Raw genomic sequence first — 26,978 nt, forward strand, 5'->3', positions numbered from 1 at the left:
TCACTCGACCCGATGCCACACGGTCACGTCGGCCTCGCCTTCGGCGTGATCGCCGTTCCATCCGGCGCTGTTCAACGTGATGGTGGCGATCGCGCCTTCGGTGGTGTGGATGCACCCTTCGGTGGACGGCGGGTTCGAGGGGTCGATCTCGTGAGGCGGTCCCATGAGCGCGGTTCGTCGACCGGTCGACGAGGTGATGCCCGTTTGCGGCGATTCCGGTGGACGTCGACATTCGCCCCCGGGCCTGTCGGGTATCCGACAGTCGGGGCGGCCGGTGCGGTCTTGCGGTGCGGCTCAGGCGATGCGGACGGGGAACAGGATCGTGGACTCGACGACGCGGTCCCGTTCGGCGGTGAGGGCGGTGCGGCGGGGGTCGGCCATGTAGGCGTCGATGGCGGCCTGGTCGGGGAACCGGTAGGTGTGCACTTCGTGGGGGTGCCCGTCGGCGCCGTCGCCGATGGCGCGGGAGACGAGTTCGCCGCCGTGCTCGGGGACGAGGGCGAGGACGGTGTCCTCGTAGGCGGTCATGGCCGCTTCGGCGCCGGGGCGGGCGCGGAGGAGGCAGCACAACTCGATCGGGCGCGGTTCCGTGGAGTGCGGGTCGGCGGGGTGCGGTTCGCTCATGCGGCCATCATGGCACCGGCCCGGCCGCGCGGGCTCTGAGTTTCCCGCATGCTGCGCGTCTCACCGGTCGTCTTGGAGCGCATGGAGTTTCGCGCGGACGCGGGCGGCTTCGGCGCGCGCCCCCGAGGCGGTGCTGCGCTGCTCGGCGAGGCGCCATTCGGTGCGGGCGGCAGTGGTGTCGCCCATCGCCTCGCGGGTGTCGCCGACGAGTTCGCGGACCTGGCCGGCGCGGTCCGGGGCCTCCGCGGCGGTGAACCCCTCGACGGCGCTGCGGTAGTGGTCGAGGGCGTCGCGGTGGCGGCCCTCGCGGTGCGCGACGAGGCCGAGCCCCGCGTGCGCGGCGGCGACGGCGACCGGGTCGGCGGCGGACAGGAGGGCCGTGAAGCTCCCGCGGGCCTCGGCGAGGTCCCCGGCGGCGGTGGCGCGGCGGCCGACGAGTTCCACGGCGCGGTGCTCCCAGCGGCGGTCGCCGGCCTCGCGGAAGCCGTTCCTCGCGCGGCGCGCGTGCACGAGGCCGTCGCCGTCGTCGCGGCACAGGCGCGCCCGCAGGTACGAGTCGAGCGCCGCGGCCCAGGCCCCGCCCTCGCGTCCGGCGAGGGCCGAGGCGCGGTCGGCGCACGCGCGCGCGGCGTCGAGGTCGCCGAGCTTCTCGTGCTCGATCGCCAAGTAGCCCAAGCAGACGAGCTGCTCGCGGACGCCGCCGCGCCGCTCGGCGGCGGCGAGCGCGAGGGTCTGGGCCTCGAGGAGTTCGTGGCCGCCGGTGCGGTCGGTCGCGCGTTCGGCGAGGATGCGGGCGAGCTGCCACACCCGCAGGTCCGCCTGGAAGCCCGCTTCGATGCGGAGGAGGCCGTGGAGGATCCGGTGCTCGGCGTCGAACCAGTCCCCTCCCGGGTCCTCGAGGTGGACGCCGGGTGCGGGCCGGCCCGGGTCGACGCCGAGGACGCGGGGGAGGCGCCGCCGGTCGGCCCGGACGGCGGCGTGCAGGTAGTGCTCGAGCATCCGCAGCGCCGCCGCGCGCCGCTCGGGTTCGAGCACTTCGTCTTCGAAGCACTCGGCGGCGTAGGCGCGCAGCAGGTCGTGGATCGAGTACCGGTCGCCGGGGAGCGGCTCGATGAGGTTGATCTCGGCGAGCGCGTCGAGCGCGGCCCGGGCCTCGGCGAGCGGGGCGCCCATGAGGCTGGCCATCGCCTCCGCGGTGAGGTCGGGCCCGGGATGGAGCCCGAAGAGCGAGAACGCGAACGCGTCGCGGTCCGACAGGAGCTGGTAGGAGCAGTCGAAGACCGTCCGCGGGTCGGAGGCGTGATCGGTGGAGACGAGCACGTTGAGGACGTTCGCGGCGCCCGCGAGCCGGTCCGCGAGCGCGTCCAGGGCCAGCCGGGGGTCGGCGGCGGCCCAGGATCCGACGAGGGTGAGCGCGAGCGGGAGCCGCCCGCACGCGGCGGCGATGCGGGCCACGGCGTCGCGGTGGGCGTCGGCGCGTTCGGGGCCGATGCGGCGGGCGAGCAGCACCGCCGACTCGGCCTCCGGCATGGGTCCCAAGTGGATGACCTCCGCGCCTTCGTTCATGTCGAGGCCGACGAGCCGGTCCCGGCTGGTCACGATCGTGAAACTGCCCGGGGCGGTGAGCAGGAGGGGCCGCACGTGCGCGGCGTCGCGGGCGTTGTCGAGCAGGACGAGGACCCGGCGCTGGGCGAGGATCGTCCGGTAGAGCCCGGCGCGCTCGTCGAGCCCGGCCGGGACCGCGGCCGCACCGAGCGCGGCGAGCGCCTCACCCAGGACGTCCTCGGGGCTCGCGCCGGGCGCGGCGGGGTCGAAGCCGCGCAGGTTGAAGTAGAGCTGCCCGTCGGGGAAGCGGTGGGCGACGCGGTGCGCCCAGCGGACGGCGAGCGCGGTCTTCCCGATGCCGCCCATGCCGGTCACGGCGGCGAGCCCGGCCTCGTCGCCGGCGTCCATGAGGAACCGGTCGAGGGCGCGGATCTCGGTCTCGCGGCCGGTGAAGCGGGGCGTGGCGCGCGGCAGCATCGCGGGCGTGGTAGTCGTCGGCGCGGGCACGACCGGCACCTCGGGGACGCCGGCCGGCTGGTCGCGCAGGATCGCGGTGTGGAGGGCGACGAGCTCCCGGTCGGGGTCGGCGCCCAGCGCGTCCGCGAGCCGGTCCTTCAGCGCCGCATACGCTTCGAGCGCCTCGGCGGTGCGACCGGACGCGTGCAGGGCGCGCATGAGGAGGGCGACGAGGCGCTGGCGGGTGTCGTGGGCGGCGATGATCTGCCGCAGCTCCTCGACCGCGCCCGCGGCGCGCCCGGTGTCGATGTCGGCGTCGATGCGCTGCTCGAGGAGGGTGAGCCGGTACTCGTCGAGGCGGCGGCCGATCGCGCCGGCGGCGCGGCCGGGGAGGTCGGCGAGGGCCGGGCCGCGCCATTCGTCGAGGGCTTCGCGCAGCACCGCGGCGGCCTCCTCGGCGCGGCCCTCGCGGCGCAGCCGCCGCGCTTCGGCTTCTCTCGCCTTGCAGCGCAGCGTGTCCAGTTCGGTCTCGTCGATGCGGAACCGGTAGGCGCGGCCGACGGTCTCGATCCGCTCGCGGGCGGGCCCGAGCTGGCGGCGCAGCACCCCGACCGTGTTCTGCACCTGCGTCTCGGGGTCGAGGGGCAGGTCGTCGCCGTAGACGGCCGCCACGAGGCCGCTGATCGGGACGGCCCGGCCGGCGTCGTCGAGGAGGAGCGCGAGGATCGTGGTGGCGTTCCCCCGCGGGATCGCGGCCCGGTCGCCGTCCACGCGGACCTCCAATGGTCCGAGCAGGCGCACGTCGAGGGTCATGGCGTCGTCGCTTTCCTCACCGCGGGTTGGAACTTCAGTGTCCCACAGGGGCACGGGGACCGGCGTGACGATCCGAGGACCGATCCGTGAGGCGCGGCGGGAGGATGCGATCGATCCGGTCGAGCCGAGGAGGGGGCCGCCATGGAACGCTTCGCCGTACCCGACGACTACGAGGACCGCGTCGCGGCGGCGCGGGCCGCGCTCGCCGCGCTGCCCGCAGGCCCGTTGCGCGACAGCGCCGAGCGGGTGCTCGCGCACGCCCCGTCGCGCGACCGGGTCGGCTCGGCGATGGAGGCGGCCGACCGGGCGTCCGCGCTCGCGGCGCAGCTCATGAGCGCCGGCTTCGACGGCACCGACGGCGGCCGGGTGGTGTGGCTGCGCCTGGACTACACGGGCAGGCTGGGGTCGCTCGCGTTGAGCCCCACGGTGGACCGGATGAGCAACCGCGCGGTCGCGAAGGCCGTGGAGACGGCCTGGGACGCGGCCGAGGCGGCGCGCGCCGAGCACGTGATGCGCGCCGAGCGCGTCGGCGCGGATCTGCTGGCGCGGTGCGCGCCCGATCCGCGCTCGGCGGAGCTGCGGGAGTGGATCGCGCGGTCGGCGGAGCGGTTCTCGAGCGCCATCGGCGACGACGACCTGTGCGAGGCGGAGGTGGCGCTGGGGGGCCGGCTGACCGCGTTCCGGTTCCTGGTCCCCAATACCACCATCGACGTCGACTACGAGCAGCTCGGCTCGGAGGTGTCGGCCGCGATCGGGCTGGCGCAGCGCCGGGCCGCCGAGCGGCTGTCGGCCGTGTTCGCGGCCGGATAGGGCCGGTCCTGTGCATCCGGTCGAAGCGGCATCCGAGTCGGTTCGTTCGCTCGCAAGGCGGAGAAGCGTTCAGATATCGGTGACGTATCCGGAGGCCCCGGCAACGCGGCGGAGCGGGCGGACGGGCCATGACGACCGTCCTGATGCACAGGACGGCACACCTGGGCACGGCGCGCGGGCCAGGGCGAGGCGGTGCCGAGTCCCGTCCCGCTTGCAACGGGCGTTGCGGCTCGCGGGCAGCGGACGCAGCGGGCCTGCCGGCCCCGCGGCGAGCCGGACGAACGGACCGACCGTTCCGGCACCGCCCCGCGGATCGAGACGCGGTTCGGGTCCGCCGCACGGCGAACGGTCCCGACGGCCCGTCCCGGCCCGCGAGCCTGGGATCGAGGCGCGCACCGTTCCCGGTCCGCGGCCGCGAGGCCCGATGGACGCCCCCGGGGAGTAGTGGGTACGGCCCGGGGAGCGGACGGCCCGCCGTCCACAGCGAGGATCTCCTGTGGACGGCGGGCCGTTCTCCTTGCGGGGGTTCAGCTCCTGCCGAGCGTCGGCTCGGGCGGGTCGGGCAGGTCGAAGCCGGGGAGGGTGAACGTCGGCTCCTCGAAGGACGGCGGGGCGGGCGCCTCCTCGGCCTGCTGCTCCTGCTCCTGATGGAAGTCGACGTAGGGGTTGTTCTCGTCGGTGCCGATCCCCCAGACGTCCTCCTCCGGGTCCTCGGTCAGGAACGACTCGCGCTCGTACTCGTCGTCCGGGTTGACCGGCCCGCGCGCGCCGGGCGCGCCGACCAGGCCGCCCACTCCGCTGCGGGGGCCGGTGCCGCCGGTCGCCGGTGCTCCCGCCGCGCCGGTGGCCGTGCCGACGAGCCCGACCGGAGTGCCGCCCGAGCCGCCGCCGGTCGGCACGGGATCGAGCGAGCCGCCCCCGCCGACGCCGCCTCCGCCGATGCCGCCGCCCCCGGCGAGACCGCCGGAGGGGAGTTCGGCTCCCGCACCGAGTTCGGCCGGGTCCCATTCGCTCTCGAATTCGGGGATCTCGGGCCCGGTGTAGTCGCCGGGGCCGGGCGGCTCCTGACCGGGGATCTGCGGCTCCTCGAACCCGGGCGCCTCCGCGCCGGGCCCCTCGGGTTCCTGCTGCGGGTCCTGTGGCGGCTCCTGCTGCGGTTCCCCGCGGTCCTGCTCGTCCTCGGCCTTCGGATCCTCGTCCCGGTCCTGCTCGTCCTGGTCTTTCCCGTCCTTGTCCTTGTCGTCCTCGTCCTTCCGGTCCTGCTCGTCCTCGCCGTCGTCCCGCTTCTTGCCGGGGTCGTCCTCGCCGGGGGTGTCCCCGGGGCCGTCGCCGTCCCGGTCGGCGGTCCTGGCGACCCGTTCCGCGTTCGCGTCGGTGTCGGTGTCGGTCTCACCGCCCTTGTCCTCCAACGGCTCGAGGGCCGCGGCGGCGCCGGTGAGCCCGGCACCGGTGGCCGCGTCGGTCGCGGTGAGCAGGGACAGGCCGAGCTGGAGCTGGGCGGTGCCCTCGTCGGCGCGGGCCTGGAAGAGGGCCTGGAGCATCGGGCCGAACGGCCCGGCGGCCGCGATCGCCGCCCAGTGCACGGCGCCCAGCTCGACCTTCGGTTCGGGCCGCACGTTGAACCCGGCGCCGCGGTAGGACGCGTCGAGCACCTTGAGCTGCTCCACCATGGACTGCATGGCGGTGCCGCCGGCGTCGAGCATCTCGGCGGTCTCGCCGACCTGCGAGGCGACCTGCTCGACATGGCCGTCGACGACCGCCGCGTCGGCGTTGAACGCGGCGTTCGCCTCGTCCTTCCAGCCGGCGTTGATCGCGATGACGGTCGAGTCGTACTCGGTGCGGTGCTCGGCCAGATCGGTGCCGGCCGCGGTCATCTCGGCGGCGTAGTCGACGAACGCGGCCGGGTTCGCGGCCAGCGCCTCTTCGTAGGTGGGCATCGGATCCTCCTATCCTCGCCGCTTCGCGGGGATGCTCCGCTCGATCGAGCGGAAGTTCCCGCCAACGTCGCCGTCGGTGCCGTCCATGTCGTCGGCGCTGCTGGCGACCTGCTCGCCCTGCCAGGCGACGCGGCGCTCCACGCCGGCGGTGACCTCGTCGAGCGCGGTCCTCCACTGGACGCCCGCGTCGGCGGTGAGGAACCCGGCGTTCCCCGAGGCGGCGTTCTCGGCGGGGGCCTGGACCCGGTCGGACGCCTTGCGCGCGCCCGGGGCGATCGTCTTCAGGTCCGCGCCGCCGCCGCGGACCTTCTCGACTTCCATGTACACGTTCACTCGTCCTCCTCGCGCCGGTGCCGGACGCCCCGGCGGCCTCCAATCGGGCGGTGCCCGCACTGCCGTCCCCTGCATCGCGGTCCGCCGCATCGCGTCCTCTGCACTGTGCACGCCGCCGTCACGGTCCGGTCCCGAAGCGGGCGGTGCGAAGTCGTGACGTTTCCATGACGCGGCGGTCTTCCATTGGGGCGCCACCAGGAGGACCCAGGGAGGTGCACCGGCATGACGGACGGCGGATTGATCGAGGGCTCGGCCCCCGGCGGGGACGCGGGCTCGGAGTACGTGACAGTGTTCGAAGGAGGCACTGCCGAGGCCGACACCGCCGAGGCCGGCGGTGACACGGCGCTCGTGTACGACGGCGGCGGGACCGCCTACGAGACGGCGTCCTACGACACCGCCGCGTACGACGCGGCCGGCGGGTACGGCGAGTCGTCGTACGACACCGCGGTCTACACCGAGCCGACCGCGAGTTCGGAGATCGCCTTCGGCGACACCGGCGCCTCCGGCGGCGGCCGGGCCGGATGCTCGGCCGGCGCCTGCCCGCACCCGGTGGCGCACCCGGCGGAGGCCGAGTGGGAGCAGCTCGTCTCGGCCGTCCCGGTCGAGGGCCAGCTCGGCCGGTTCAAGCCCCGCTGCGAGGGGATGTCCTACCCGACCGAGGACGACTTCCGGTCGGCGGTCGCCGCGGTGCGCCCCCTCGACCCGGACCTGTTCTCGCTGCAGCGGTTGCGGACCGGATGGACCGAGGAGGTCGCGGCGGTGCTCGCCGACTGGCCGGGGCTGATGCGGACGAAGCTCGCGGCGCTGTCGGGCGGCTGGGCGGGGACGGACTTCGACGCGTTCGGCGAGCAGGCCGACCAGGCGAAGGCGCTCGTGGAGGGCGTCTTGGACGACATCGAGGCCGCCGCCGGGGAGCTGAAGAACCGCGAGGAGGCGCTCTACACGCTCCAGGGCGGGGACTCGGGCGAGATCCCGTACCCGGCGCCGATGGTCGGCGCGGACGGGGAGTGGACGAGCCTGGTCGCGATCCACGTGCGGCCCGCGTGGTGGCACGGGGACTGCATCCTGATGGGCTGCGAGGAGGCCGAGCAGGCGCTCCGGCTCGGCGGCGCGGACGCGTCGCTGGCGGCGGAGGTGCGGGCGTTCATCGAGGAGCGCGCCGGGACGGCGGCCGTGGACGCGGTCGTCTCGGACGCGCGGCTGCGGGCCGGCGAGGAGGCGAAGACGGCGTTCGCGTCGCGGATCTCGGCCGAGCTGGCCGGGTACGCGGAGCGGCACGCCGCGATCGACGAGTCGATCGCGGAGAAGCGCGGCGGGCAGAGCGAGCAGCTCGCGGCGATGCGGACCGACGGGGCGGACCGGCCGTACCCCGACAGCGCCGATGCGTCCTTCATGGATCTCGCGTCGCCGGCCATGGAGCAGCCGGCGCCGCCGGTGACACCGCAGGCGACCCAGGACCCGAGCCCGGTGCCGCCCGGCGGTGACGGGACGGTGAAGACCGAGGACGCGGCCGACTCGACTGCGGCGCAGGAGAGCGCGGACGGGGCGGTCTCGGGCGGCCTGGCCGGCGGCGGAGGCGGCGGGTTCGGTGCCGTCGGCGGCTACTCGGGCGGCGGCACCGTCGCGACGGGAGGCGCGCTGCCCGCCGCGGGCGGCGGGTCGGCCTTCACGGGCGCGGCGCCGGGCGTGTTCGGCCCGGGCGGGGCGACCGGTCCGGCGGCGTCGGGCGGTTCCGGCTCGAGCGTGGGGGCCGCGCGCGGCGCGGTGGTCGGCCAGCAGGCCGCGGACGCGCGCAAGAAGAACGAGAAGTCCGAAGAGGACGAGGAGGCGGAGGAGTCCGACGACCTCCTGTTCCGCGAGACCGGCAACGTCTGGGGCTACGTGCGGCCCGGCGACGACCCCTACATCTGAGGAGTGGCGATGACGCAGGAGCGAGTGTTCGACGCCGAGGCGGTCGAGGAGTACCGGCAGTTCCTCCTCGGGCTGCTCGACCAGCTCGAGGGCCAGGTGATCCCGGTGCTCGCGGCGGGGACCCTGAGCCGGGCCCCGGCCTTCGGGACCGCGCCGGGCGCGGCCGACAACGCGGCTGTGCGGTACCAGGAGTTCCACGCCGCGACCTGGCGGAACCTGCAGTACCTGCGGGGCACGCTGCACGGCATGGAGGCGGCCCTCGCCGAGGTCGCGGGCGGCGGCACGGAAGCGGACGACGAGGCCACGCTGGCGATCACCGACGCGGGCGCCACTCCCGGCACCGGCGGATCGGTCCCGGACGGCTCCGGGACGTACCTGATCGACGGTTCGGGCACCGCGCCGACCGACGGCGGGACGGACTCGGCGATCAGCCTGGCCGACGGCGGCTCGGACGCCGGGACGACCGGTCTCGTCGACGGCGGCGGTGCGTCGGTCGTCGCCGAGACCGCCGCTGCAGAGGTGACCGCGACCTGAGGTCGGGCGGGCGGGACGCATGAGCGCCGCTCGCGACCGCCGAAGATCCATCCGCAGCCCCCACCCACCCGAAGGGGACCGAGATCGTCGCCGCACCCGATCCTGCCAATGGGGTCCGACAGGAAAAGGGCCGAAACCGGCCCGGGTGAACCGAAAGTCACCCGAACGAGTGCGGCGGTGCGAGCGCCGGCCCGATCCATGCGAGGGCCGGCGCTTTTCCATGCCGGAAGGGGAACCGCACCCGTCCGCCGGCCGCGAGCGGAGGCGGCGGCGTCCGGTGGGACCGTCACGGCGCGAACGGAGACCGGGCAACGCGGAGCCGCCGACCGTCTCGGATGGTCGAGGGGGTGCCGGCCCTGCGCGCGGCCCTGTCGGCTCGTCGATCGAGATGACGCCGGCCTCGGAGCACTCGACGTCGAACTCGGCGGCCTCCGACGTGCGGCCGCGGTGACGCCGCCCTGCCGCCGGGATGACCGATCGGTGACCGATGAGTGGCCGGGGCGCCGAACATCGTGGCCGTCAGCCCCATGAGGAGGTACGCCCGATGAACCGGATCGAGATCCCCGAGGACTACGAGGACCGCCTCGACGCCGCGCGCCAGGCCGCCGCGCGGCTGCCCGCGGGGCCGGCGCGCGACGCCGTCCACCGCGCTCTGGCGGCCGCGCCCGACCGCGGGCGGTACGAGCGGGCGGCGGACCTCGCCGAGCGCGGGCGGGTGCTGACCGAGGAGCTCTCGGCCCGGACGTTCGACGGCACCGACCCCGGCCGGGTCGCCTGGGTCCGCCTCGACCACCTCGGCCGCCTGCGCACCCTCGCCCTGAGCCCCACCGTCGACCGGCTCGGCAACCGCGCGGTCGCCGACGCGATCGAGGCCGCCTGGACCGGCGCCGAGAAGGCCCGCTCCGAGCACGTCCTCGACCTCGAACGCGCCCACCGGGACCTGCTCGCGGCACGCCTGCCCGACCGGAAGGGCGACGAGCTGCGCGACCGTGTCGCCGCCTGCGCGGGCGACCGCTTCACGCACACCCCCGGCGACGGCTTCTGCTCCGCCGAAGTCGACGTCGAGGGCCGCCTCACCGGCTTCGACTTCCTGGCTCCCAATGCGACCGTCGGCACCGACTGCGAGGCGCTCTCCGCCCGGGCGACCGCCGCCATCCAGGCGGCGCAGGCGCACGCGCGCGAGACGCTCGGCGCCGTCCTGTCGCACGACGCCGGCTGAGGGGCCGCCATGTCCACCGAAGACGAAGGCGGCGCCGAGGAGATCCTCGGCGGCGAGCTCCCGGTGGTGCCGGCGACCGGGAAGATCGGCGTCACCGTCGCGCTGTTCCTGTTCGCGCTCTACCTGACGAACCGGGGCTTCGCCGACCTCGTCAGCGAGGTCGTCCACAGTGAACTCGATGCGCTGCCGGCGCGCGGGATCTGCGTGCAGCAGCAGTACGACGAGGCCGGCGCGTCCCGGTACGTCCAGGTGCCGTGCTGGTCCGCCGCGACCAAGGCCGAAGTCGTCGAGGTCTACTCGGCGCCGCCCGTCTACGACGCGGCCGGCTGGACCTCGTGCGACTACGCGGGCGGCACGCTCATCTGGTTCGAAGGCGGCCTGACGCTGTGCACGGTCCCGGACTAGCGGACGGGGAGGCCGTCACCGCTCGCCCTGTCCCCCGGCGATGCGCGGTGGGTCGGCGGGCGCGAGCAGGGCCGCCGCGTCGGCGGCGCCCGCCAGTGCGGCGAGGGCCTGGAGGCCGAGCGTCCCGGCCGCGGCCTGCGCCTGGAGGGCCGCCTCGATGAGGCCGCCGAACGGTCCGGCCATCGCGATCGCGGTGCGCTGCGCCGGGCCGAGGACGACGAGCGGCGCGGGTTCGACATCGAAGCCGAGGGTCCGGAGGGCGGCGTCGGCGGCCCGCAGCAGGGCGCCCGCGTCCATGGGCTCGGTCATGGCTTCCTCCTTCGTGTCCCGGACGGGCGCCCGGCGGTGCTCCGGGCACTGTCGCGCAGAAGGTCACCGATCGATCACCGCGGCCGCCCCGCCGGCCGATGACGGATCTGTGACGGGCCGGTCCCCCTGGGGCGGCACGGGGTCCCGGAACCGGTCGACGCGTCCGGCGAAAGGGGAAACGGCTCGCGCGGCACCCTCGTCGGGTGCGGCGCGAGCCGTGGATCGTGCCCGGAGCGGACGACTTAGAAGGCCTCGTCGGGAAGGTCCATCGCGGTGAGGTCGGCCGCCTCGACGACCTTGCGGTCGGCCGTGACGCGCGGGAGCACCTCGCGGGCGAAGAACTTCGCGGCCGCGACCTTGCCGCGGTAGAAGTCGTCGTCGGCGCCGGCGTCGAGCCGTCCCTGGGCGACCTCGGCCTGGCGCAGCAGGAGCCAGCCGACCACGAGGTCGCCGACCGCCAGCAGCAGGCGCCGCGAGTGCAGCCCGGTCTTGTACAGCTCGCGCGGGTCGTCGCCCATCGCGGCCATGAGGGCGGGCTGGAGCGCCTCGATGATGCCCTGCACGTCGCCGAGGGCGCGCAGCACGCGGCCGCGCACGTCCTCGAGCTCGGCGTGGCCGTCCTGGGTGGACTCCATGATCTCGCCGGCGACGGCCATGAGCGCCTCGCCGTTGTCCTTGACGATCTTGCGGAACAGGAAGTCGAGGCTCTGGATGGCGGTCGTGCCCTCGTAGAGCGTGTCGATCTTCGCGTCGCGCACGTACTGCTCGAGCGGGTAGTCCTGGAGGTACCCGGAGCCGCCGAACGTCTGGAGGGACTCGGAGCTGAGCAGCTCGAACGCCCGCTCGGAACCGCAGCCCTTGACCAGCGGCAGGAGCAGGTCGTTGATCCGCTTGGCGGTGTCCGCCGCCTCCTCGTCGCCGTCGGCCTCGGCCAGGACGAACTTGTCCTGCCAGGAGGCGGTGTAGGAGACGAGGGCGCGCAGGCCCTCCGCGTAGCTCTTCTGGAGCAGGAGCGAGCGGCGCACGTCCGGGTGCTTGATGATCGGGACGCGCGGAGCGGTCTTGTCGCTCGACTGGAGCAGGTCCGGGCCCTGGATGCGGCTCTTGGCGTAGTCGAGCGCGTTCAGGTAGCCGCTGGAGAGCGTCGCGATCGCCTTGGTGCCCACCATCATCCGGGCGTACTCGATGATGAGGAACATCTGGCGGATGCCCTCGTGCTTGTCGCCGAGGAGCCAGCCCTTCGCGGGCGTCTTCTCGCCGAAGGTGAGCTCGGCGGTCGCGGAGACCTTGAGGCCCATCTTGTGCTCGATGTTGGTGACCTTGACGCCGTTGCGCTCGCCGAGTTCGCCCGTGGCCGGGTCGAACAGGTACTTCGGGACGATGAACAGGCTCAGTCCCTTGGTGCCGGGGCCGCCGGCGCCCTCGACGCCCACGGGCCGGGCCAGGACGTAGTGGATGATGTTCTCGGTCATGTCCTGGTCGCCCGAGGTGATGAACCGCTTGACGCCCTCGAGGTGCCAGGAGCCGTCGGGCTGCAGGTAGGCCTTGGTGGTGCCGGCGCCGACGTCGGAGCCCGCGTCGGGCTCGGTGAGGACCATGGTCGCGCCCCAGCCCTTCTCGATGAAGAGCTTCGCCCACTCCTGCTGCTCGGGAGTGCCCTCGCGGTAGGCGCTGTGCGCGAACGAGGAGCCGGCGGCGTACATCCACAGGGCCGGGTTGGAGCCGAGGACGAGTTCGGCGATGGACCACCAGAGCATGCGCGGTGCGGAGGTGCCGCCGAGGACCTCGGGCAGGTCGAGGCGCCAGTACTCGGCGTCGATGAACGCCTGGTACGACTTCTTGAACGCCTCGGGCAGGGTCACCGAGCCGGTGGCCGGGTCGAACGAGGGCGGGTTGCGGTCGCCCTCGACGTAGCTGGAGGCCAGCTCGTTCTCGGCGAGGCGGGCCAGCTCCGCCAGGATCTCCCGGGCGGTGGCCTCGTCCAGGTCCGGGAAGGTCTCGTGGGCGAGGATCTTGTCCGCTCCGAAGACCTCGAAGAGATTGAACTCCAGGTCCCGGAGGTTGTGGCGGAAGTGCGTCATTGCGGGTCCTCCATTACTCGGTGGTAACCCCCATCATATTACTCGTCGGTAATCAGTACAAGGATCCCGCGGTCCTCGCAGGTCGTCAAGCGTGTCGCGTCGGGTTTCCGACAGGCCGGGGCGCAGGACCGTCGTTCGATCGGGTGATCGCACAGGTCTTCGAGAGCACGCCGTAACCGGCGCAGCCGTGCCTCGTTGAACCCGGTGTCAGACCGCCTGTGCGATACCGCCCGCACCAGGCGGCGCACCGCCCGGCCGAACACCGCCTACCGAACCGACGCCGCACCGACCGCACTGCCGCGCAGCGCCCGCCGCGCTCCGCCGCGTCCCGCGCCGTCCCACCGCCGTACCCGCACGCCGCACCGCCGCACGCACCACCAGGAGCACCCATGATCCGCACCGTCGCCGACCGCATCGCCGCCCGCGCCAGGCCGGCGTACATCGGACGCCACCGCCGCGCCCGGCCCGTCCTCCACCGCGTCTTCCGGGTCGCCGTCCCGGCCCCCGCCGAGGAGGCCGCCGGATGAGCCGCCGCCTGCCCGTGCGGCTGACGAGCCGACGCCGCCGGCGGCCGAGGCTGACCGCCTTGCGCCGCTGCAGGATCGGTCAGTCCGGGCGGTAGTCCAGGAGCAGCAGCGCGATGTCGTCGGTCAGCGGGCCGCCGACCCAGCGCCGCAGCGCGGTCTCGAGGGACGCCAGGCCGTCGCCCGTGTTCCCGTGGCCGATGAGGCTCCACGCGCGCTCGCGGATCGGGAAGAACTCGCCGTCCTTGCGCGCCTCGGCCAGGCCGTCGGTGTACAGGAAGATCCGGTCGCCGGGCTGGAGCCGCACCGTCAGCTCCTGCGCCGAAGGACCCAGGCCCAGCGGCGGCGCCATCGACTCGGATTCGAGGTAGGTCGCCACCCCGTCGCGCACCAGCATCGGGGGCGGGTGGCCGCAGTTGATGATCTCCAGGGTCCCGCCGCGCTCCTGGAGGAGGATGGCGGTGACGAAGTCCTCGTCGCCGCCGTTGCGGACCACCGCGTGGTCGAGGTCGGTGACCATGCACCGCTGGTCGGGGCGTTCGAACGCCACGTGCCGGAACGAGCCGAGGACCGTCGACGACAGCCGCACCGCGTCCAGGCCCTTGCCGCGCACGTCGCCGATGACGATCCGCACCCCGTACTCGGTGTCGAGGGCCTCGTAGAGGTCGCCGCCGATCTCCGCGCCCGAGCGGGCCGAGACGTACCGGGCGGCGATGTCGAAGGGCCCCAAGCGCTCGCCGATCGGCCGCAGGATCGCCTGCTGCACCACCGAGGCGAGCTGCGTCAGGCGCTTGAGCCGCTCGTCGTCGCGCTCGCGCACGACCGCGACCGCGGCGGCGATCGCCACCGAGACGGCCACCACCAGGAAGTCCATGCCGTGCCCGGCGACGCGCGCCATCGAGAAGCCGTGGAGGATCCACACGTAGGCGAAGGCCACCCCCATGCTCGCGGCCCCGACCCCGGCGACCCAGCGCCAGGGCAGGAACGCGGAGGCCGCCAGCGGAGGCAGCGCCAGCCACGTCACCGCGTGCGAGTCGTCGCGGACGGTCAGGCGCAGCCCGACCAGGACCACCACGACCGCGAACGCGGCGCTGAACGCCGACCGCACGGACGGCGCGGACCAGCCCTTCCACAGGTCCCCCCGAGCCGGGGCCGGCCTGCGGCGCTGCGTAGTGCGCATGTGGATGAATGCCTCCTTCCCAACGGGATCGCGGGCGAGTTCCCGCACGCGGCCGGTGGCCCCTCGAGGGGTCGCCGGTTCGGGCGCGGGAGCACCCGAGCCCCGGGCGGGACCGGAGGGGATCGCCGCGCCCCCGCATCGGCCGGGGGTGTCGTCAGCACCGACCCCGGCCGACGGCGCTGGGAAGCCCGGAGTGCCGGACCCGTTTCGACCATCGCCGATGTGAAGATCGTAATGGTCGGCGCGGCGCTACCGGGCGTGGAGGACGTCGCCGCCCGGGTGACGGCCAAGTCTGTGCGTTCGGTCGAACGTAGGCGCCGAACGGGTCCCCGAACATCCTCCGTTCGGACAGGGTTTTCGGGCCCTGAACTGGGGCGGCGCCGCAGCGGCCGCGGCTGCGCGGTCCGGAATCGACGCCCGCGCGCGGATTCGGAAGGCCGGTCCCAAACGTGACGAAAAGCGCTGGCGCCGTGACGGGCGGTTGTGCGAATCTTGGGGCCGTGCAGTTCACGATTTCACGGACCCCCTACTCCAGCCCGGTCGCCCGCGCGCTCTGCGACGAAGTCCAGGCCGAATACGTCAAGCGCTACGGCGCCGGCGACATGACCGAGCTCGCCGACGCCGACTTCGAACCGCCGAACGGCGACTTCCTGGTGGTGTACGACGAGTCCGGCGGGGCCGTCGGCTGCGGGGGCTGGCGCTCGCACGGCGAGGACGCCGAGATGAAGCGCGTCTTCGTGCGCGAGAGCGCCCGGCGCCAGGGCCTGGCGAAGCGGATCGTGGCCGCGGTCGAGGCGTCCGCGGCGGCGGCCGGCCGCAAGCGCGTGATCCTCGAGACCGGGCCGCTGCAGCCCGAGGCGGTCGCGATGTACGGCCTGCTCGGCTATACCGCCGTCGAGCCGTTCGGCTACTACGGCGCCGAGGAGGGCTCGATCCACCTCGGCAAGGAACTCGGCAGCGAATCCACTGTAATTCACTGAATCGCCCTCAGAAACGGCACGCAACCACCAAAGCCACTGATGGCGCCTTTCGGATCAGGAAGGCCAAACGGCCTAACCCTCACATCCACCCCGAAAGGACCATAGTGGACAAGAAGAGGAAGCACCTGATCCGCCTCGGCGCCGGCGTCGCCGCGGGCCTCGGCGCGGCCGCGCTCGCCTGGACCGGGGTCGCCGCCAACGCGGAGGACACCCCCGGCGGCGACTTCGACGCCCAGATCATCGGCGGCGGGCCCGCCGAGGAGGGCCGGTACCCCTGGCTGGTGGGGCTCGGCTCCGCCGGCGAGGGCACCCCGTGGGAGCGCCAGTTCTGCGGCGGCTCGGTGATCGCCGCGGACGTCGTCCTCACCGCCGCGCACTGCGTCGAGGACGTGACCGACCCCGAGACGCTCGTGGTCTTCTCCGGCTCGGTGGACCTCGAGTCCGACGCGGTCGTCGAGACGTCCGTCGCGGCCGTCCACGTGGCCGAGGACTACAACGATCCGATCGCGATGGCGAACGACTGGGCGCTGCTCAAGCTCGACGAACCGGTCGACGTCGATCCGATCCCGCTCAGCACCGACCCGGCCGAGTTCGGCGCCCTCGAGACCGCCGGCTGGGGCGACACCGGCGAGGAGTACCCGACCGTCGCGCACTGGGTCGAGGTGCCCTTCGTCGGCGACGCCGACTGCGAGGCGGCGTACCCCGGTGAGGTCGACGCGGCGAGCATGCTGTGCGCCGGCGACGTCGAGAACGGCGGGGTGGACTCCTGCCAGGGCGACTCCGGCGGCCCGATCATGGCCGAAGAGGACGGCGAGCTGATCCTCGCCGGCGTCGTGAGCTGGGGCTACGGCTGCGCCGAGCCCGGCAACCCGGGCGTGTACGCCGAGGTCGCCGACTTCGACGACGCCATCGGCGAGGTCCTTGCCGGCTGGGAGTAGCCGGACGCCGGCCCGCACGGCAGGGGGCCGGACGCGATCATGACGGCCGGGCGGGCCGCTGCCGGAAGGGCGGCCCGCCCGGCCCTCGCCGCCCCGTGGCGGAGGCGTTCCTCCGGGGCACCGGGAGCGGTCGTTCGGCCTTTTGTATACTCGGTGCGGCTCCGTTCAGGCGGAGTTCGCGGGTGTAGTTCACTGGTAGAATGCGACCTTCCCAAGGTTGAGAAGCGGGTTCGATTCCCGTCACCCGCTCCGCGAGGATCTTCACGGCCGTCCCGGTCTCCGGGGCGGCCGTTTTCGCATCCCCTGGAATCGCCCGTTCGATTTCCGTTCGATTGACCGTTCCCGGCGTTCCCCACCTGGCACACGCGTAGCATCCCGCTCCTCAGCTGTGCAAACGCTTCCTTGTCATTCAGATAGAGACCCCCTTCACTTTCCACAATCCCGCAGGTACTATGACCGCATCGAAAGTTTCCGATAGTTGTTCCGAAAGTTTCGGTCGGGCTCTGCTGCCCTCGGCTGTCGCGTGCCGGCGGCGCAGGACCCGGCCGGCTCCGGAGGACGAACCCTCATCCCTCGAAAGGACGACTCGCGATGCGAAATCCCCTTCTCCGGCCCCGGGCGCTGGTCGCCGCAGGTGCGGCCGCCGCACTCGCGCTGAGCGCCGCCGCGTGCGGCGACAGCGGCGAGAGCGACGCCGACATCACCTGGTGGCACATCCAGAACCAGGACCCCCTCATGTCCACCTGGCAGGAGTTCGCCGACGACTTCTCGGCCGACAACGACCTGACCATGGACGTCCAGGCCATCGAGAACCAGGCGTTCAAGGACCGCATGGGAACCGCCTCGCAGTCCGGCGACGTGCCCGACATCTTCCACACCTGGGGCGGCGGCGTCCTCGCCGAGCAGGTCGAGGCCGGCCTCGTGAAGGACCTCACCGGCCAGCTCGACTGCATCGACCAGATCAACCCGATCGCCCTCGAGCCCTACACGATCGACGGCAAGCTCTACGGCATGCCGTTCGACGCCGGGGTCGTCGGATTCTGGTACAACATGGACCTCTTCGCCCAGGCCGGCATCGACCAGCCCCCGGCCACCTGGGACGAGTTCCTGAGCGCCGTCGAGGCCCTCAAGGAGGCCGGGATCGCGCCGATCGCCCTCGCCGGCGCGGACAAGTGGCCCGGCCACTACTACTGGACCTACCTCGTGATGCGGACCGTCGGCCTCGACGGCCTCGAAGCCGCCGCCGAGTCCGGCGACTTCTCCGGCGAGGGCTTCATCCAGGCCGGCGAGATGGTCGCCGAACTGGCCGCCCTCGAGCCGTTCCAGCCCGGCTTCGAGTCCGCCGTCTACGGCGAGGCCGACGGCCAGGCCGCGGTCATGGGCGAAGGGCTCGCCGCCATGGAGCTCATGGGCCAGTGGGCCCCGCAGGCCCAGCGCGACAACTCCGGCACCGAAGGGCCCGAGAACCTCGGGTTCTTCCCGTTCCCGACCGTCGAGGGCGGCGCCGGCACCATCACCGAGTGGCTCGGCGGCGGCAACGGCTACGCGGTCGCGGCCGACGCCCCCGACGAGGCGCTCGACTTCCTCTGCAACTTCATGGAGCCCGAGAACTACTCCCGCGCCATCGAAGAGGGCAACCTGACCCCGGTCGCCGCCGACGTGGAAGCCGTCGCGCCCGAGCTGAACGAGGACACCCAGAAGGTCGTCGACGCGCTCGCCACCGCCACCGGCACGCAGCTCTACCTCGACCAGGCCTACCCGCCGGCCATCGGCAGCGTCATCAACGACGCCACCGAGGGCCTCATCCTCGGCCAGGTCACCCCTGAGGAGTTCGTGCAGATGGTCAACGACGCCTGGGCGGCCGAAGCGTGACACTCAAGGAGTCCCCTCGGGTCTCCCCGGTAACGGGGCGCCCGGACTGGTGCTGTTCCTGCTGTTCGTGATCGTGCCGGTGCTGTTCGCCGCGTACGTCGCGTTCTTCCGCTGGAACGGCCTCGGCGGTGTGCCCACCGACTTCGTCGGGCTGGAGAACTTCCGGAACCTGCTGCAGGACGAGGTCTTCCTCGGCGACCTGTGGCGGCTGGGCCTGATCGTGGTGCTGTCCCTGCTGATCCAGCTCCCGATCTCGTTCGGGCTCGCGATGCTGCTGCATCAGCGCTTCCCTGGCCGCACCGCCTTCCGCCTGCTGTTCTTCGTGCCGTACGTCCTCACCGAGGCGGTCACGGCGGTCCTGTTCCGGCTGGTGCTCTCGCCCAACCGCGGCTTCGTCGACTCGATCCTGGCGGCCGTCGGCATCGAGACGCGCATCGGCTGGCTCTCCGACCGCGAGATCGTCATGTTCGTCATCTTCGGCATCCTCACCTGGAAGTTCTTCGGCTTCCACATGATCCTGTTCCTGGCCGGGCGCCAGAACATCCCCGACGAGCTGTACGAGGCCGCCGCCATCGACGGCGCCACCGGGGCCCAGGCGTTCCGCCGGATCACGCTGCCGCTCATGGGCCCGACGGTCCGGATGATCGTGTTCCTGTCCGTCATCGGGTCCGTCCAGCTCTTCGACCTGGTGTACGTGCTCACCGGAGGCGGACCGTTCCACGCCTCCGAGACCCTCGCGATCACCATGTACGAGCAGGGCTTCCAGCGCAACCAGATCGGCTACGCCTCGGCGCTGTCGATCGCGATGTTCCTGATCAGCCTCGTGTTCGCGCTGTTCTACCAGCGTTTCGTCCTCAACCGCGACCTCCAGGGGTCGATCACCACCGCCGGGGGGAACCGCTGATGAAGGTCACCACTCGACGCGCGCGCCTCATGCGCCACACGGGCTTCTACGTCGCCGCGTTCATCACGACGGCGTTCGTGGCGACGCCGATCCTGTTCGCGCTCCTCGGCGGCTTCAAGGACAACCAGCAGCTCCGCGAGAACGCGCTGGGCCTGCCCGACCCGTGGAACACCGCGAACTACACCGACGTCCTCGCCTCAGGCACGTTCTGGCAGCAGGTCTTCAGCTCGGTGTTCATCGCGCTGGTCACCACGTTCATCGTGGTGATCTGCTCGGCGATGATCGCGTTCGTCTTCGCCCGCTTCGCCTTCCGCGGCCGGGAGGGGCTGTTCACGCTCTTCGCGGCCGGGATGATGTTCCCGTTCGCGGTGGCGGTGCTGCCGCTGTTCATCATCCTGCGCACCTTCGAGCTGCTGAACAGCCCGTTCGGCGTGATCCTGCCGCAGGCGGCGTTCGGCCTGCCGCTGACGATCATCATCCTGCGCACCTTCTTCCGGTCCATCCCCGGCGAGGTCGAGGAGGCCGCGACGATCGACGGCGCGGGGCCGTGGCTGTTCTTCACCCGCATCCTGCTGCCGATGTCGCGGCCGGTGCTCGCCACGACCTCGGTGCTGGCGCTGGTCGGCTCCTGGAACTCGTTCCTGCTGCCGCTGGTGGTGCTCCAGAAGTCGACCTGGTGGACGCTCCCGCTCGGCGTCACCCAGTTCAGCGGCCAGTACGCCTCCGACACGGCGAGGGTCCTCGCGTTCGTCATGCTCGCGATGCTGCCGGCGCTCGTGTTCTACGCGTTCGCCGAACGGCACCTCATCAGCGGGTTGACTTCGGGCGCGACAAAGGGTTGAGACGCCGTCCGAAGAAGGGCCCGGGGTTGTGGGAGACCACCCGGGCCCTTTTTCGCGGGCGGCGGGAACCGCGGCCGCCGCGGCGGCGTCCGACTGGCATGAAAGCGAAACTCCTCATCGCACTGACGGGCGCGGCCGCCCTCGCCGCCGCCGGGTGCACCTCGCACGAACCGGACGCCGACCTCGGCGTCGACATCGTCCCCTGGGTGCCCGCCTCGGCCCAGCTCGCGTCCTACGGCGGCTGCGACGAGGCCCTGGAGGGCATCCAGGACGCCGCACTCGGGATGATGGCCGAGTGGCAGGCCACCGCCCCCGTCTTCGTCGACGCGGAAGGCCTGGCCCGCGAAGAGGGCGACATGGCCGCCGCGGACGACGGCGGCGCCGCCCCGACCTCCGGTCAGTCCTCGGACTCCCACTCGCAGACCAACAACGCGGTCGCGGGCGTCGACGAGCCCGACATCGCCAAGACCGACGGCACGTTCGTCTACAGTGTCGTCGGGCAGACGCTGCGGGTCGTCGACACCCGCACCGGCGAGGTCGCCGCGGAGTCCCGGTTCGACGACATGTCGTGGGACCACCGGCTGTTCCTCGGCGACGGCGAGCTCATCGCGATGTACACGCAGGACGTCGACGACGACGGCGACTACCGCAGCGAGTTCAGGGTCGAGCGCCGCGACCCGGCGACGCTCGAGGTGCTCGACACGTTCGCCATGGAGGGGCGCATGGTGGACGCCCGCATGGTCGGCGGCGAGGTGCGGCTGGCGGTGTCGTCCCAGCCGTCGATCCAGCCCGTGCACGACGTCCTGTACGACGCCGACGCCGACTTCGAGGACCTGAAGGCGGCCGTGGCCGCCACCGGGCTCGACGACTGGATCCCCGAGTTCAGCGTCAACGGCGAAGCGGGCGAGATCGACTGCGGCGACATCGCCCACCCCGACCGGTTCAGCGGCACCGCGGTGACCGTGTTCGGGCTCGCCGCCGGCGGCGGATGGGAGGGCGTCTCGCCGCACACCGTGATGGCCGACGGCGAGACCGTCCACGGCACCGTCGACAGCCTCTACCTGGCCCACTACGACTACGGCTGGGGCGAGGAGGACCCGGAGGGCGAGACCGAGATCTACCGGTTCCACTTCGAGGGCGGCGAGCCGCGCCTCGCGGGCGAGGCGACCGCGCCCGGGTCGCTGCTGAACCAGTACTCGCTCAGCGAGTACGACGGCCACCTGCGGGTCGCCACCACCGAGAACGACCAGATGTGGGGCTGGTGGGGCGGGTGCGGACCGGCCGCCGACTGCGCCTGGGAGGCCGCGCCCGAACCGGAGGAGTCGAAGTCGACGGTGACCGTGTTCGCGGTCGGCGAGGACGCGCTGACCGAGACCGGGTCGGTCACGGACCTCGGCGTCACCGAGCAGATCTACGCGGTCCGGTTCATCGGCCCCACCGGGTACGTCGTCACCTTCCGACAGACCGACCCGCTGTACACAGTGGACCTCTCGGATCCGTCGGACCCGGTCGTCACCGGCGAGCTCAAGATCACCGGCTACTCGGGCTACCTGCATCCGGTCGGCGAGGACCGGCTGCTCGGCGTCGGCCAGGAGGCGACCGAGGACGGCGTGACGACGGGGCTCCAGGTGAGCCTGTTCGACACGGCCGCACCGGAGGCCGCGGTGCTCGACCAGTACTTCCGCGAGGACGCGGACTCGGCGGTCGAGTGGGACCCGCACGCGTTCCTGTACTGGCAGGACGCGAGCATCGCGGTCCTGCCGGTCACCGACTGGGACGAGGACTACATGCACTCGCGCGTCGGGGCGGTGGTGCTCGCGATCGGCACCGACTCGGTGGAGCAGGCCGCCTGGATCGAGCAGGACGTCGACGACCCGTACGCCGAGGGCATCGTGCGCTCGCTGGTGATCGGGGACCAGGTGTGGACGCTGTCGGCGGCCGGGCTGCAGGCCAACGAGCTCGGCGGCGGGTACGAGCGGACCGCCTGGATCGAGTTCTAGCGCCGGGGGACGGAGCGGGCCCGCGCCGCCTTTCGGGTGGCGGCGCGGGCCTCCGACGCGTTCAGGAGTCCTTGCGGGCGCGCCATTCCGGTGCGAGGACGGACCAGACCTCCATGTCGAAGCGCTCGCCGCGGTGGAGGTAGGCGGCGCGGAGCACGCCCTCCCTGGTCATGCCGAGGCGCTCGGCGACGGCGAGGCTCGCGGTGTTGCGGACCGAGGCGTACCAGTCGACGCGGTAGATGCCGCGCTCCTCGACCGCCCAGTCGATGATCGCGGTGACCGCCCGGGTCACGATGCCCTTGCCGGTGGCGGCGGGCTCGAGCCAGCAGCCGGCCTCGGCGGTCTCCATCCGGGTGTCGAAGGTGCGGAAGAGGACGCCGCCGACGAGGGTGCCGTCGAGCCAGATCCCCCAGATCCGCCCGGTGTCGGCGGCGGCCTTCGCGGCGTAGGCGTCCAGGAGCCCGCGGGTGCCGGCCGCGTCGGCGCAGACGTCGGCGATCGCCACGTGCCGTCCGATGAACTCGCGGCCGCGGTCCATGTGGGCGGTCATCTCCTCGGCCAGGTCCGGCACGAGGGGGCGCAGCTCGGCGCCGTCGCCGAGCGACGCCGTGAAGTCCCGCGGGGACTCGGACATGTGCCCTCCAGAGGTGGCCGTGAGCCGACGGTTGACATGCTCTCACATACGGAGCGGGCCCGCGCCGGAGCGCGGGCCCGCCTTCCTGTTTCCCTCAGGTCTCCGATTCGGCTCAGCGGCCGAGGTTCCGGAAGCGGCGCACGCCCAGCGGCAGGAAGATCGCGGTGATGACCAGCGGCCACACGATCGCGGCGAGCAGCGCGTGCTGCTCGGGCCAGGAGGTGCCGGCGGCGACGGGGTTGCCGAACAGCTCGCGGATCGCGGTCGCGGTGGCGGACACCGGGTTCCATGCGGCGATCGCGCCGAGCCAGGAGGGCATGAGCTCCGGCGGCGTGAACACCGAGGAGACCATGCCGAACGGGAACGCGAGGGCGAACAGGTTCCCGGCCTGCTCGACGCCCTTGACCATGAGGCCCATCCAGATGCCGACCCAGATGAGCGCGAAGCGCAGCCAGATCAGGATCGCGAAGGCGCCCAGGGTCTCCCAGAGCGTCCCTTCGCTGCGCCAGCCGATGGCGAGGGCGATGAGGAACAGCACGAGCAGGTCCACGGCGGCGTGGATGGTGTCGGCGATGTTGCGGCCCACCACGACCGCGGAGGAGGCCATCGGCATCGAGCGGACCCGGTCGATGAAGCCCTTCTCCTTCATCTCGGCGACCGCCCACGCGGTGTTGGTGAAGCCGAACGCCATCGTCATGGCGAACATGCCGGGCATGGCGTAGGCGACGTAGTCGACGCCGGCGCCCTGGCCGGTGACGTCCATGGCCGAGCCGAAGACGTACACGAACAGGAGCACCATGACGATCGGGAAGCCGAGCGCCCACGCGAAGTTCGCGGGCTGGCGCCACAGGTGCGTGAACTCCTGGCCGACGATGGCGCGGTAGTCGTGGAGCGTCCATTTGACGCGCCCGGCGAACGTCTCGTCGGGCAGCGGGGCGAGTGCGGTCACTGCTGGGCCTCCTTCTGGTCGGTTCCGCCGATGAGTTCCAGGAACGCCTCGTCGAGGGTCGGGCGGCGCAGGCCGATGTCGGCCGCCGCGATCTTCTGGTCCTGCAAGGCGGTCGCGGCGGCGGTGAGGGCCGCGACCGGGTCCTTCACGGGGGCCGAGACGCTCGGCCCGGCCTCGTCGGCGACGACGTCCCCTTCGGCGACCGCGGCGACGACCCGCTCCAGCGCGGGCAGGTCGGCGGGGTCGGCGGCGACGATCTCGAGCCGGTCGGCGCCCATGCGGCGCTTGAGCCCGGCGGGGGTGTCGTCGACGAGGTTGCGGCCGTGGTCGATCACGGCGATGCGGTCGCAGAGGCGGTCGGCCTCGTCGAGGTAGTGGGTGGTGAGCACGACGGTGGTGCCGTCGGCGGCGAGGCCGGAGACGGCGTCCCAGACCTCGCGGCGCCCGGCCGGGTCGAGGCCGGTGGTCGGCTCGTCCAGGAACAGCACCTGCGGGGCGAGGATCATGCTCGCGGCGAGGTCGAGGCGGCGCTTCATGCCGCCCGAGAAGCCCTTGGCCTGGCGGTCGGCGGCCTCGGTGAGCCCGAACTGGCCGAGGAGCTCCTCGGCCCGCTCGCGGGCGCGGGACTTGTTCAGCCGGAAGAGCTTGCCGAACAGGACGAGGTTCTGGCGGGCGGTGAGGAGGTCGTCGATCGCGGTCTGCTGGCCGGTGAGGCCGATGCGCCGGCGGACCTGGCGGGCGTCCTTGGCGACGTCGAACCCGGCGACGGCGGCGCGGCCGGTGTCGAAGCGGAGCAGGGTGGTCAGGATCCTGACCGTGGTGGTCTTGCCGGCGCCGTTGGGGCCGAGGAGGCCCAGCACGGTCCCGGATTCGGCGGCGAGGTCGAAGCCGTCGAGTGCGGCGGTGTCCTTGTATCGCTTGCCGAGGCCGACGGCCTCGACGGTCGTGGTGGTCATTGACTGGTCTCCCTGAATCGGGTACGTTGTACTCAGTAATAGCATACGATGTACCCGGTTAGCAAGCGCGATATCATGAGGCCCCTATGGCGACACCACAGACGGGGGCGGGCGACCCCAAACGCAGCCTGGAGCTGCTCTGGCGCGAGTTCGAACCGCAGCAGAGCCGGCCGGGGCCGAAACCGCGGCTCACCGTGGACCGGATCGTGGAGGCCGCCATCGCGGTGGCCGACCGCGAGGGCTCGTGCTTCGGGATGCGCAGCGTCTCGGCCGAGCTCGGCGTCGGCGCCATGACGATCTACCGGTACATCCCCGGCAAGAAGGAGCTCATCGACCTCATGGTCGACCGGATCTCGCGCTTCGACGGGGTCGAACCGGACCTGACGCGGCTCGACTGGCGCGAGGGCCTGGAGCTCCTCGCCGAGGGCACGTGGGAGGTCTACGAGGCGCACCCGTGGCTGCTGGAGATCAACCAGCGCCGCCCGGTGCTCGGGCCGGACTCGCTCGCCGGGTACGACTTCGCGCTGTCGGCCTTCGAGGGCCACGACCTGCCCGACCGCGAGAAGAACCTCGTCGTCACCTCGGTGATGAACCTCGTGACGGGGACGGCGCGGCAGTACCTGCTCGGCGACAGCGCGGACGACGCGCCCGAGACCACCGAGAGCGAGTGGTGGGACATGCAGGCGCCGTACCTGGAGAAGGCGGTGGCCTCGGGCCGGTACCCGCGCATCACGGTGTTCTCCGACGAGGAGGCGTGGGACATCACCGCGCACGAGTCGATGCGCTACCTGCTCGACCGGTTCCTCGACGGCCTGGCCCCCCGGATGGAGGCCGTCCGCAGGGCACCGCGGAGCCCCGGCGGCGCGGCTGCGGATTCCGGCCCGACCGGGTCCGCCTCGGCCTTAGGCGGGGCTCACTCCCCCGGATCCGCCTCCGCTCGAGGCGGAACGGGGTCCGCCGGCCCCGCGCCCGCTTCAGGCCGGACTACGTCCACCTGAAGTACCAGGCCTTCGACCTGATCATGTGCTCGGCGAGGTCCTCGAGGGTGGGGACGCCGGAGTCGAGGAGGTCGGGGCAGTAGGCGTACGCCTCGCCCGCGACGGCGATGGCCTCCTCGCGGGAGGGCGGGTGCGGGACGTACAGCTCGATGACGTCGTAGGTCATGGCGACCAGCTCGGCCTCGAAGCGGCGGTTCCAGCTGCGCAGGACCGCGGCGTGCTCGGCGCCGTACAGCTCCCAGTTCGTGGAGCCCTTCCACGGGAACATGGCCGGGACCTTCCAGCCCGCGTCGGTCGCGACGAGCCCGAGCAGGCCCTCCTGCTGCGGGGTGGCGAAGTCGGAGTCGCCGCGGCGCGGCAGGATCGGGACGCCGCGGGCGGGCTCGCCGGCCTCGGCGCCCTTCTCGTGGAGCAGTTCGGCGGCGTCGATCTCCTCGGCGCGGGCGAGCTCGTCGTCGCCTTCGTGGATGATCGCCTCGCCGTTGTCCCGCCACTCCTCGGGCGGGCCGAGGAGCACCGGCATCCAGCCGGTCTGGTCGGCGGCCTGGCGGATGTCGAGCCACCAGCGCAGCGCCTCGGAGGCGCGGACCGCGAAGGCCCACATGGCGGTGTCGCCGCGGCGCACGAGCTGGTGCATCTTGGGGACGGCGAGGCCCGCGGCGCGAAGGTCGGCGCGCGGCGACCCGGCGATGTCGAGGTCCTCGCTGTCGATGCGGGGCATCATCTCGTCGCGGCCGGTGCCCTTGGGGGGCTCGGGTTTGTCCAGTGTGAGCAGTTCCCGGCGGGGCCGCTCGGGCACGAAGATCGCGTCCGGCGACTCGGCCTGCGCGGGCACGGCCGGCTTGGGGGCCGCGGGTTCGTCGGGCTCCGCATCGGGCTCGGGTTCGAGGTCGGGCACGAGCCGGAGGCCGGTCACGGGTGTTGCGGGAGCGATGCTGTCCTCCTCAATGGCGACCGGTGAGGGGTCCGGGCCGTTCTCGGGGGCGGCATCGCCGAGCGCCCCGGACGACGCGCCGGGCTCGGGCGCGGTCTCGGGCTCGGAGGCAGGTTCGGGTTGGGCGGCGGGATCTGGCACTGAATCTGGTGTGTCCCGGCGCCCCAACAGACGCTGGAGGAGTCCCACAAGGAACCATGATGCCCTGTCGGTCCGACATCCGCCACGCCCACCCCCGATTCCGCCCCAAGCGGTTGCGCGTGTCGCTCGCAAGTTATACCATCGATTGC

Annotated in this window: 25 protein-coding genes and 1 tRNA gene; 14 read left to right on the forward strand and 12 right to left on the reverse strand. The window is 72.8% G+C overall.

The annotated features are described in order from the left end of the window. The 3 genes from GFD30_RS26225 to GFD30_RS09145 all read right to left on the reverse strand — a co-directional run bounded on the left by GFD30_RS26225 (position 1) and on the right by GFD30_RS09145 (position 3,438). Positions 1-165, reverse strand: coding sequence for a hypothetical protein (locus GFD30_RS26225; protein WP_194201902.1), 165 nt, complete (start codon positions 163-165; stop codon positions 1-3). Positions 166-294: 129 nt separating this feature from the next. Next, on the reverse strand, positions 295-624 hold the full coding sequence (locus GFD30_RS09140) for a hypothetical protein (RefSeq protein ID WP_153024878.1): 330 nt from the start codon (positions 622-624) through the stop codon (positions 295-297). 60 nt (positions 625-684) lie between these two features. Continuing rightward, positions 685-3,438, reverse strand: a complete 2,754-nt coding sequence (locus GFD30_RS09145; RefSeq protein ID WP_153024879.1) for an AfsR/SARP family transcriptional regulator — start codon at positions 3,436-3,438, stop codon at positions 685-687. Positions 3,439-3,579: 141 nt separating this feature from the next. Between GFD30_RS09145 and GFD30_RS09150 the strand changes: the two genes are divergently transcribed. Further along, complete coding sequence (locus tag GFD30_RS09150) at positions 3,580-4,248, forward strand: hypothetical protein (protein WP_153024880.1); 669 nt, start codon at positions 3,580-3,582, stop codon at positions 4,246-4,248. A 527-nt stretch (positions 4,249-4,775) separates the two neighbouring features. On the opposite strand, the gene GFD30_RS09155 is transcribed toward GFD30_RS09150, so the two are convergent. Both GFD30_RS09155 and GFD30_RS09160 read right to left on the reverse strand, forming a co-directional pair. After that, positions 4,776-6,185 (reverse strand): hypothetical protein, encoded by a 1,410-nt coding sequence (locus tag GFD30_RS09155; protein ID WP_153024881.1) that lies wholly within the window; start codon positions 6,183-6,185, stop codon positions 4,776-4,778. Positions 6,186-6,194: 9 nt separating this feature from the next. Then, positions 6,195-6,518 (reverse strand): hypothetical protein, encoded by a 324-nt coding sequence (locus GFD30_RS09160; RefSeq protein WP_153024882.1) that lies wholly within the window; start codon positions 6,516-6,518, stop codon positions 6,195-6,197. A 222-nt stretch (positions 6,519-6,740) separates the two neighbouring features. On the opposite strand from GFD30_RS09160, the gene GFD30_RS09165 reads away from it, so the two are divergent. The 4 genes from GFD30_RS09165 to GFD30_RS09180 all read left to right on the forward strand — a co-directional run bounded on the left by GFD30_RS09165 (position 6,741) and on the right by GFD30_RS09180 (position 10,587). Next, positions 6,741-8,429, forward strand: coding sequence for a hypothetical protein (locus GFD30_RS09165; RefSeq protein ID WP_153024883.1), 1,689 nt, complete (start codon positions 6,741-6,743; stop codon positions 8,427-8,429). Positions 8,430-8,438: 9 nt separating this feature from the next. Next, complete coding sequence (locus GFD30_RS09170; protein ID WP_153024884.1) at positions 8,439-8,963, forward strand: hypothetical protein; 525 nt, start codon at positions 8,439-8,441, stop codon at positions 8,961-8,963. Positions 8,964-9,507: 544 nt separating this feature from the next. Then, a complete protein-coding gene (locus tag GFD30_RS09175; RefSeq protein ID WP_153024885.1) occupies positions 9,508-10,182 on the forward strand; it encodes a hypothetical protein in 675 nt (224 codons plus the stop codon). Positions 10,183-10,191: 9 nt separating this feature from the next. After that, the gene (locus GFD30_RS09180) at positions 10,192-10,587 is read left to right on the forward strand and encodes a hypothetical protein (protein WP_153024886.1); all 396 of its coding nucleotides are present in this window, start codon (positions 10,192-10,194) and stop codon (positions 10,585-10,587) included. Positions 10,588-10,602: 15 nt separating this feature from the next. On the opposite strand, the gene GFD30_RS09185 is transcribed toward GFD30_RS09180, so the two are convergent. Both GFD30_RS09185 and GFD30_RS09190 read right to left on the reverse strand, forming a co-directional pair. Further along, positions 10,603-10,896, reverse strand: coding sequence for a hypothetical protein (locus GFD30_RS09185; RefSeq protein WP_153024887.1), 294 nt, complete (start codon positions 10,894-10,896; stop codon positions 10,603-10,605). 242 nt (positions 10,897-11,138) lie between these two features. After that, positions 11,139-12,977 carry an acyl-CoA dehydrogenase gene (locus GFD30_RS09190; protein ID WP_153024888.1) on the reverse strand — a complete coding sequence of 613 codons (1,839 nt, stop codon included), beginning with the start codon at positions 12,975-12,977 and terminating at the stop codon, positions 11,139-11,141. 389 nt (positions 12,978-13,366) lie between these two features. Between GFD30_RS09190 and GFD30_RS09195 the strand changes: the two genes are divergently transcribed. After that, entirely contained in the window at positions 13,367-13,504 is a 138-nt protein-coding gene (locus tag GFD30_RS09195) for a hypothetical protein (protein ID WP_153024889.1), read from the forward strand. A 79-nt stretch (positions 13,505-13,583) separates the two neighbouring features. Here GFD30_RS09195 and GFD30_RS09200 read toward each other — a convergent pair whose 3' ends face one another. Beyond that, positions 13,584-14,681 (reverse strand): PP2C family protein-serine/threonine phosphatase, encoded by a 1,098-nt coding sequence (locus GFD30_RS09200; protein WP_153024890.1) that lies wholly within the window; start codon positions 14,679-14,681, stop codon positions 13,584-13,586. A gap of 500 nt (positions 14,682-15,181) precedes the next feature. Between GFD30_RS09200 and GFD30_RS26860 the strand changes: the two genes are divergently transcribed. The 7 genes from GFD30_RS26860 (at position 15,182) to GFD30_RS09235 (ending at position 22,217) form a co-directional block, all read left to right on the forward strand. Beyond that, entirely contained in the window at positions 15,182-15,661 is a 480-nt protein-coding gene (locus GFD30_RS26860) for a GNAT family N-acetyltransferase (RefSeq protein WP_322633095.1), read from the forward strand. A gap of 104 nt (positions 15,662-15,765) precedes the next feature. Beyond that, the gene (locus GFD30_RS09210) at positions 15,766-16,599 is read left to right on the forward strand and encodes a S1 family peptidase (protein WP_194201903.1); all 834 of its coding nucleotides are present in this window, start codon (positions 15,766-15,768) and stop codon (positions 16,597-16,599) included. A gap of 178 nt (positions 16,600-16,777) precedes the next feature. Beyond that, positions 16,778-16,848 (forward strand) — tRNA-Gly (locus GFD30_RS09215). Positions 16,849-17,190: 342 nt separating this feature from the next. Next, entirely contained in the window at positions 17,191-18,471 is a 1,281-nt protein-coding gene (locus GFD30_RS09220; RefSeq protein WP_153024891.1) for an extracellular solute-binding protein, read from the forward strand. A 49-nt stretch (positions 18,472-18,520) separates the two neighbouring features. After that, positions 18,521-19,375, forward strand: a complete 855-nt coding sequence (locus GFD30_RS09225; RefSeq protein WP_322633096.1) for a carbohydrate ABC transporter permease — start codon at positions 18,521-18,523, stop codon at positions 19,373-19,375. After that, the gene (locus GFD30_RS09230) at positions 19,375-20,217 is read left to right on the forward strand and encodes a carbohydrate ABC transporter permease (RefSeq protein WP_227995976.1); all 843 of its coding nucleotides are present in this window, start codon (positions 19,375-19,377) and stop codon (positions 20,215-20,217) included. The genes GFD30_RS09225 and GFD30_RS09230 overlap by 1 nt, the downstream gene beginning before the upstream one ends. Positions 20,218-20,315: 98 nt before the next feature. Continuing rightward, positions 20,316-22,217 (forward strand): beta-propeller domain-containing protein, encoded by a 1,902-nt coding sequence (locus tag GFD30_RS09235; protein WP_153024893.1) that lies wholly within the window; start codon positions 20,316-20,318, stop codon positions 22,215-22,217. Positions 22,218-22,278: 61 nt separating this feature from the next. On the opposite strand, the gene GFD30_RS09240 is transcribed toward GFD30_RS09235, so the two are convergent. The 3 genes from GFD30_RS09240 to GFD30_RS09250 form a co-directional block, all read right to left on the reverse strand. Next, the gene (locus GFD30_RS09240) at positions 22,279-22,851 is read right to left on the reverse strand and encodes a GNAT family N-acetyltransferase (protein WP_153024894.1); all 573 of its coding nucleotides are present in this window, start codon (positions 22,849-22,851) and stop codon (positions 22,279-22,281) included. Positions 22,852-22,963: 112 nt separating this feature from the next. After that, the gene (locus GFD30_RS09245; protein ID WP_322633097.1) at positions 22,964-23,800 is read right to left on the reverse strand and encodes an ABC transporter permease; all 837 of its coding nucleotides are present in this window, start codon (positions 23,798-23,800) and stop codon (positions 22,964-22,966) included. Further along, positions 23,797-24,756: an ATP-binding cassette domain-containing protein gene (locus GFD30_RS09250; protein WP_153024895.1), complete on the reverse strand. Its 960-nt coding sequence runs from the start codon at positions 24,754-24,756 to the stop codon at positions 23,797-23,799. Before GFD30_RS09250 ends, GFD30_RS09245 begins: the two co-directional genes overlap by 4 nt. Positions 24,757-24,842: 86 nt before the next feature. Between GFD30_RS09250 and GFD30_RS09255 the strand changes: the two genes are divergently transcribed. Continuing rightward, positions 24,843-25,754 carry a TetR/AcrR family transcriptional regulator gene (locus GFD30_RS09255; RefSeq protein WP_153024896.1) on the forward strand — a complete coding sequence of 304 codons (912 nt, stop codon included), beginning with the start codon at positions 24,843-24,845 and terminating at the stop codon, positions 25,752-25,754. Here GFD30_RS09255 and GFD30_RS27860 read toward each other — a convergent pair. Continuing rightward, positions 25,741-26,829: a DUF4253 domain-containing protein gene (locus GFD30_RS27860; protein WP_153024897.1), complete on the reverse strand. Its 1,089-nt coding sequence runs from the start codon at positions 26,827-26,829 to the stop codon at positions 25,741-25,743. The two genes, GFD30_RS09255 and GFD30_RS27860, sit on opposite strands and share 14 nt — an antisense overlap. Positions 26,830-26,978: the final 149 nt, after the last annotated feature.

It is taken from the genome of Glycomyces albidus, assembly GCF_009451885.1.
GTDB classification, from domain to species: domain Bacteria; phylum Actinomycetota; class Actinomycetes; order Mycobacteriales; family Micromonosporaceae; genus Glycomyces; species Glycomyces albidus.

Excerpts from the sequence above, each read along its gene's own strand:
- GFD30_RS26225 (WP_194201902.1), bottom strand. The coding sequence starts at position 165 with ATGGGACCGCCTCACGAGATCGACCCCTCGAACCCGCCGTCCACCGAA.
- GFD30_RS09140 (WP_153024878.1), bottom strand. The coding sequence starts at position 624 with ATGAGCGAACCGCACCCCGCCGACCCGCACTCCACGGAACCGCGCCCG.
- GFD30_RS09145 (WP_153024879.1), bottom strand. The coding sequence starts at position 3,438 with ATGACCCTCGACGTGCGCCTGCTCGGACCATTGGAGGTCCGCGTGGAC.
- GFD30_RS09150 (WP_153024880.1), top strand. The coding sequence starts at position 3,580 with ATGGAACGCTTCGCCGTACCCGACGACTACGAGGACCGCGTCGCGGCG.
- GFD30_RS09155 (WP_153024881.1), bottom strand. The coding sequence starts at position 6,185 with ATGCCCACCTACGAAGAGGCGCTGGCCGCGAACCCGGCCGCGTTCGTC.
- GFD30_RS09165 (WP_153024883.1), top strand. The coding sequence starts at position 6,741 with ATGACGGACGGCGGATTGATCGAGGGCTCGGCCCCCGGCGGGGACGCG.
- GFD30_RS09170 (WP_153024884.1), top strand. The coding sequence starts at position 8,439 with ATGACGCAGGAGCGAGTGTTCGACGCCGAGGCGGTCGAGGAGTACCGG.
- GFD30_RS09175 (WP_153024885.1), top strand. The coding sequence starts at position 9,508 with ATGAACCGGATCGAGATCCCCGAGGACTACGAGGACCGCCTCGACGCC.
- GFD30_RS09180 (WP_153024886.1), top strand. The coding sequence starts at position 10,192 with ATGTCCACCGAAGACGAAGGCGGCGCCGAGGAGATCCTCGGCGGCGAG.
- GFD30_RS09185 (WP_153024887.1), bottom strand. The coding sequence starts at position 10,896 with ATGACCGAGCCCATGGACGCGGGCGCCCTGCTGCGGGCCGCCGACGCC.
- GFD30_RS09190 (WP_153024888.1), bottom strand. The coding sequence starts at position 12,977 with ATGACGCACTTCCGCCACAACCTCCGGGACCTGGAGTTCAATCTCTTC.
- GFD30_RS09195 (WP_153024889.1), top strand. The coding sequence starts at position 13,367 with ATGATCCGCACCGTCGCCGACCGCATCGCCGCCCGCGCCAGGCCGGCG.
- GFD30_RS09200 (WP_153024890.1), bottom strand. The coding sequence starts at position 14,681 with ATGCGCACTACGCAGCGCCGCAGGCCGGCCCCGGCTCGGGGGGACCTG.
- GFD30_RS09220 (WP_153024891.1), top strand. The coding sequence starts at position 17,191 with ATGCGAAATCCCCTTCTCCGGCCCCGGGCGCTGGTCGCCGCAGGTGCG.
- GFD30_RS09230 (WP_227995976.1), top strand. The coding sequence starts at position 19,375 with ATGAAGGTCACCACTCGACGCGCGCGCCTCATGCGCCACACGGGCTTC.
- GFD30_RS09235 (WP_153024893.1), top strand. The coding sequence starts at position 20,316 with ATGAAAGCGAAACTCCTCATCGCACTGACGGGCGCGGCCGCCCTCGCC.
- GFD30_RS09240 (WP_153024894.1), bottom strand. The coding sequence starts at position 22,851 with ATGTCCGAGTCCCCGCGGGACTTCACGGCGTCGCTCGGCGACGGCGCC.
- GFD30_RS09250 (WP_153024895.1), bottom strand. The coding sequence starts at position 24,756 with ATGACCACCACGACCGTCGAGGCCGTCGGCCTCGGCAAGCGATACAAG.
- GFD30_RS09255 (WP_153024896.1), top strand. The coding sequence starts at position 24,843 with ATGGCGACACCACAGACGGGGGCGGGCGACCCCAAACGCAGCCTGGAG.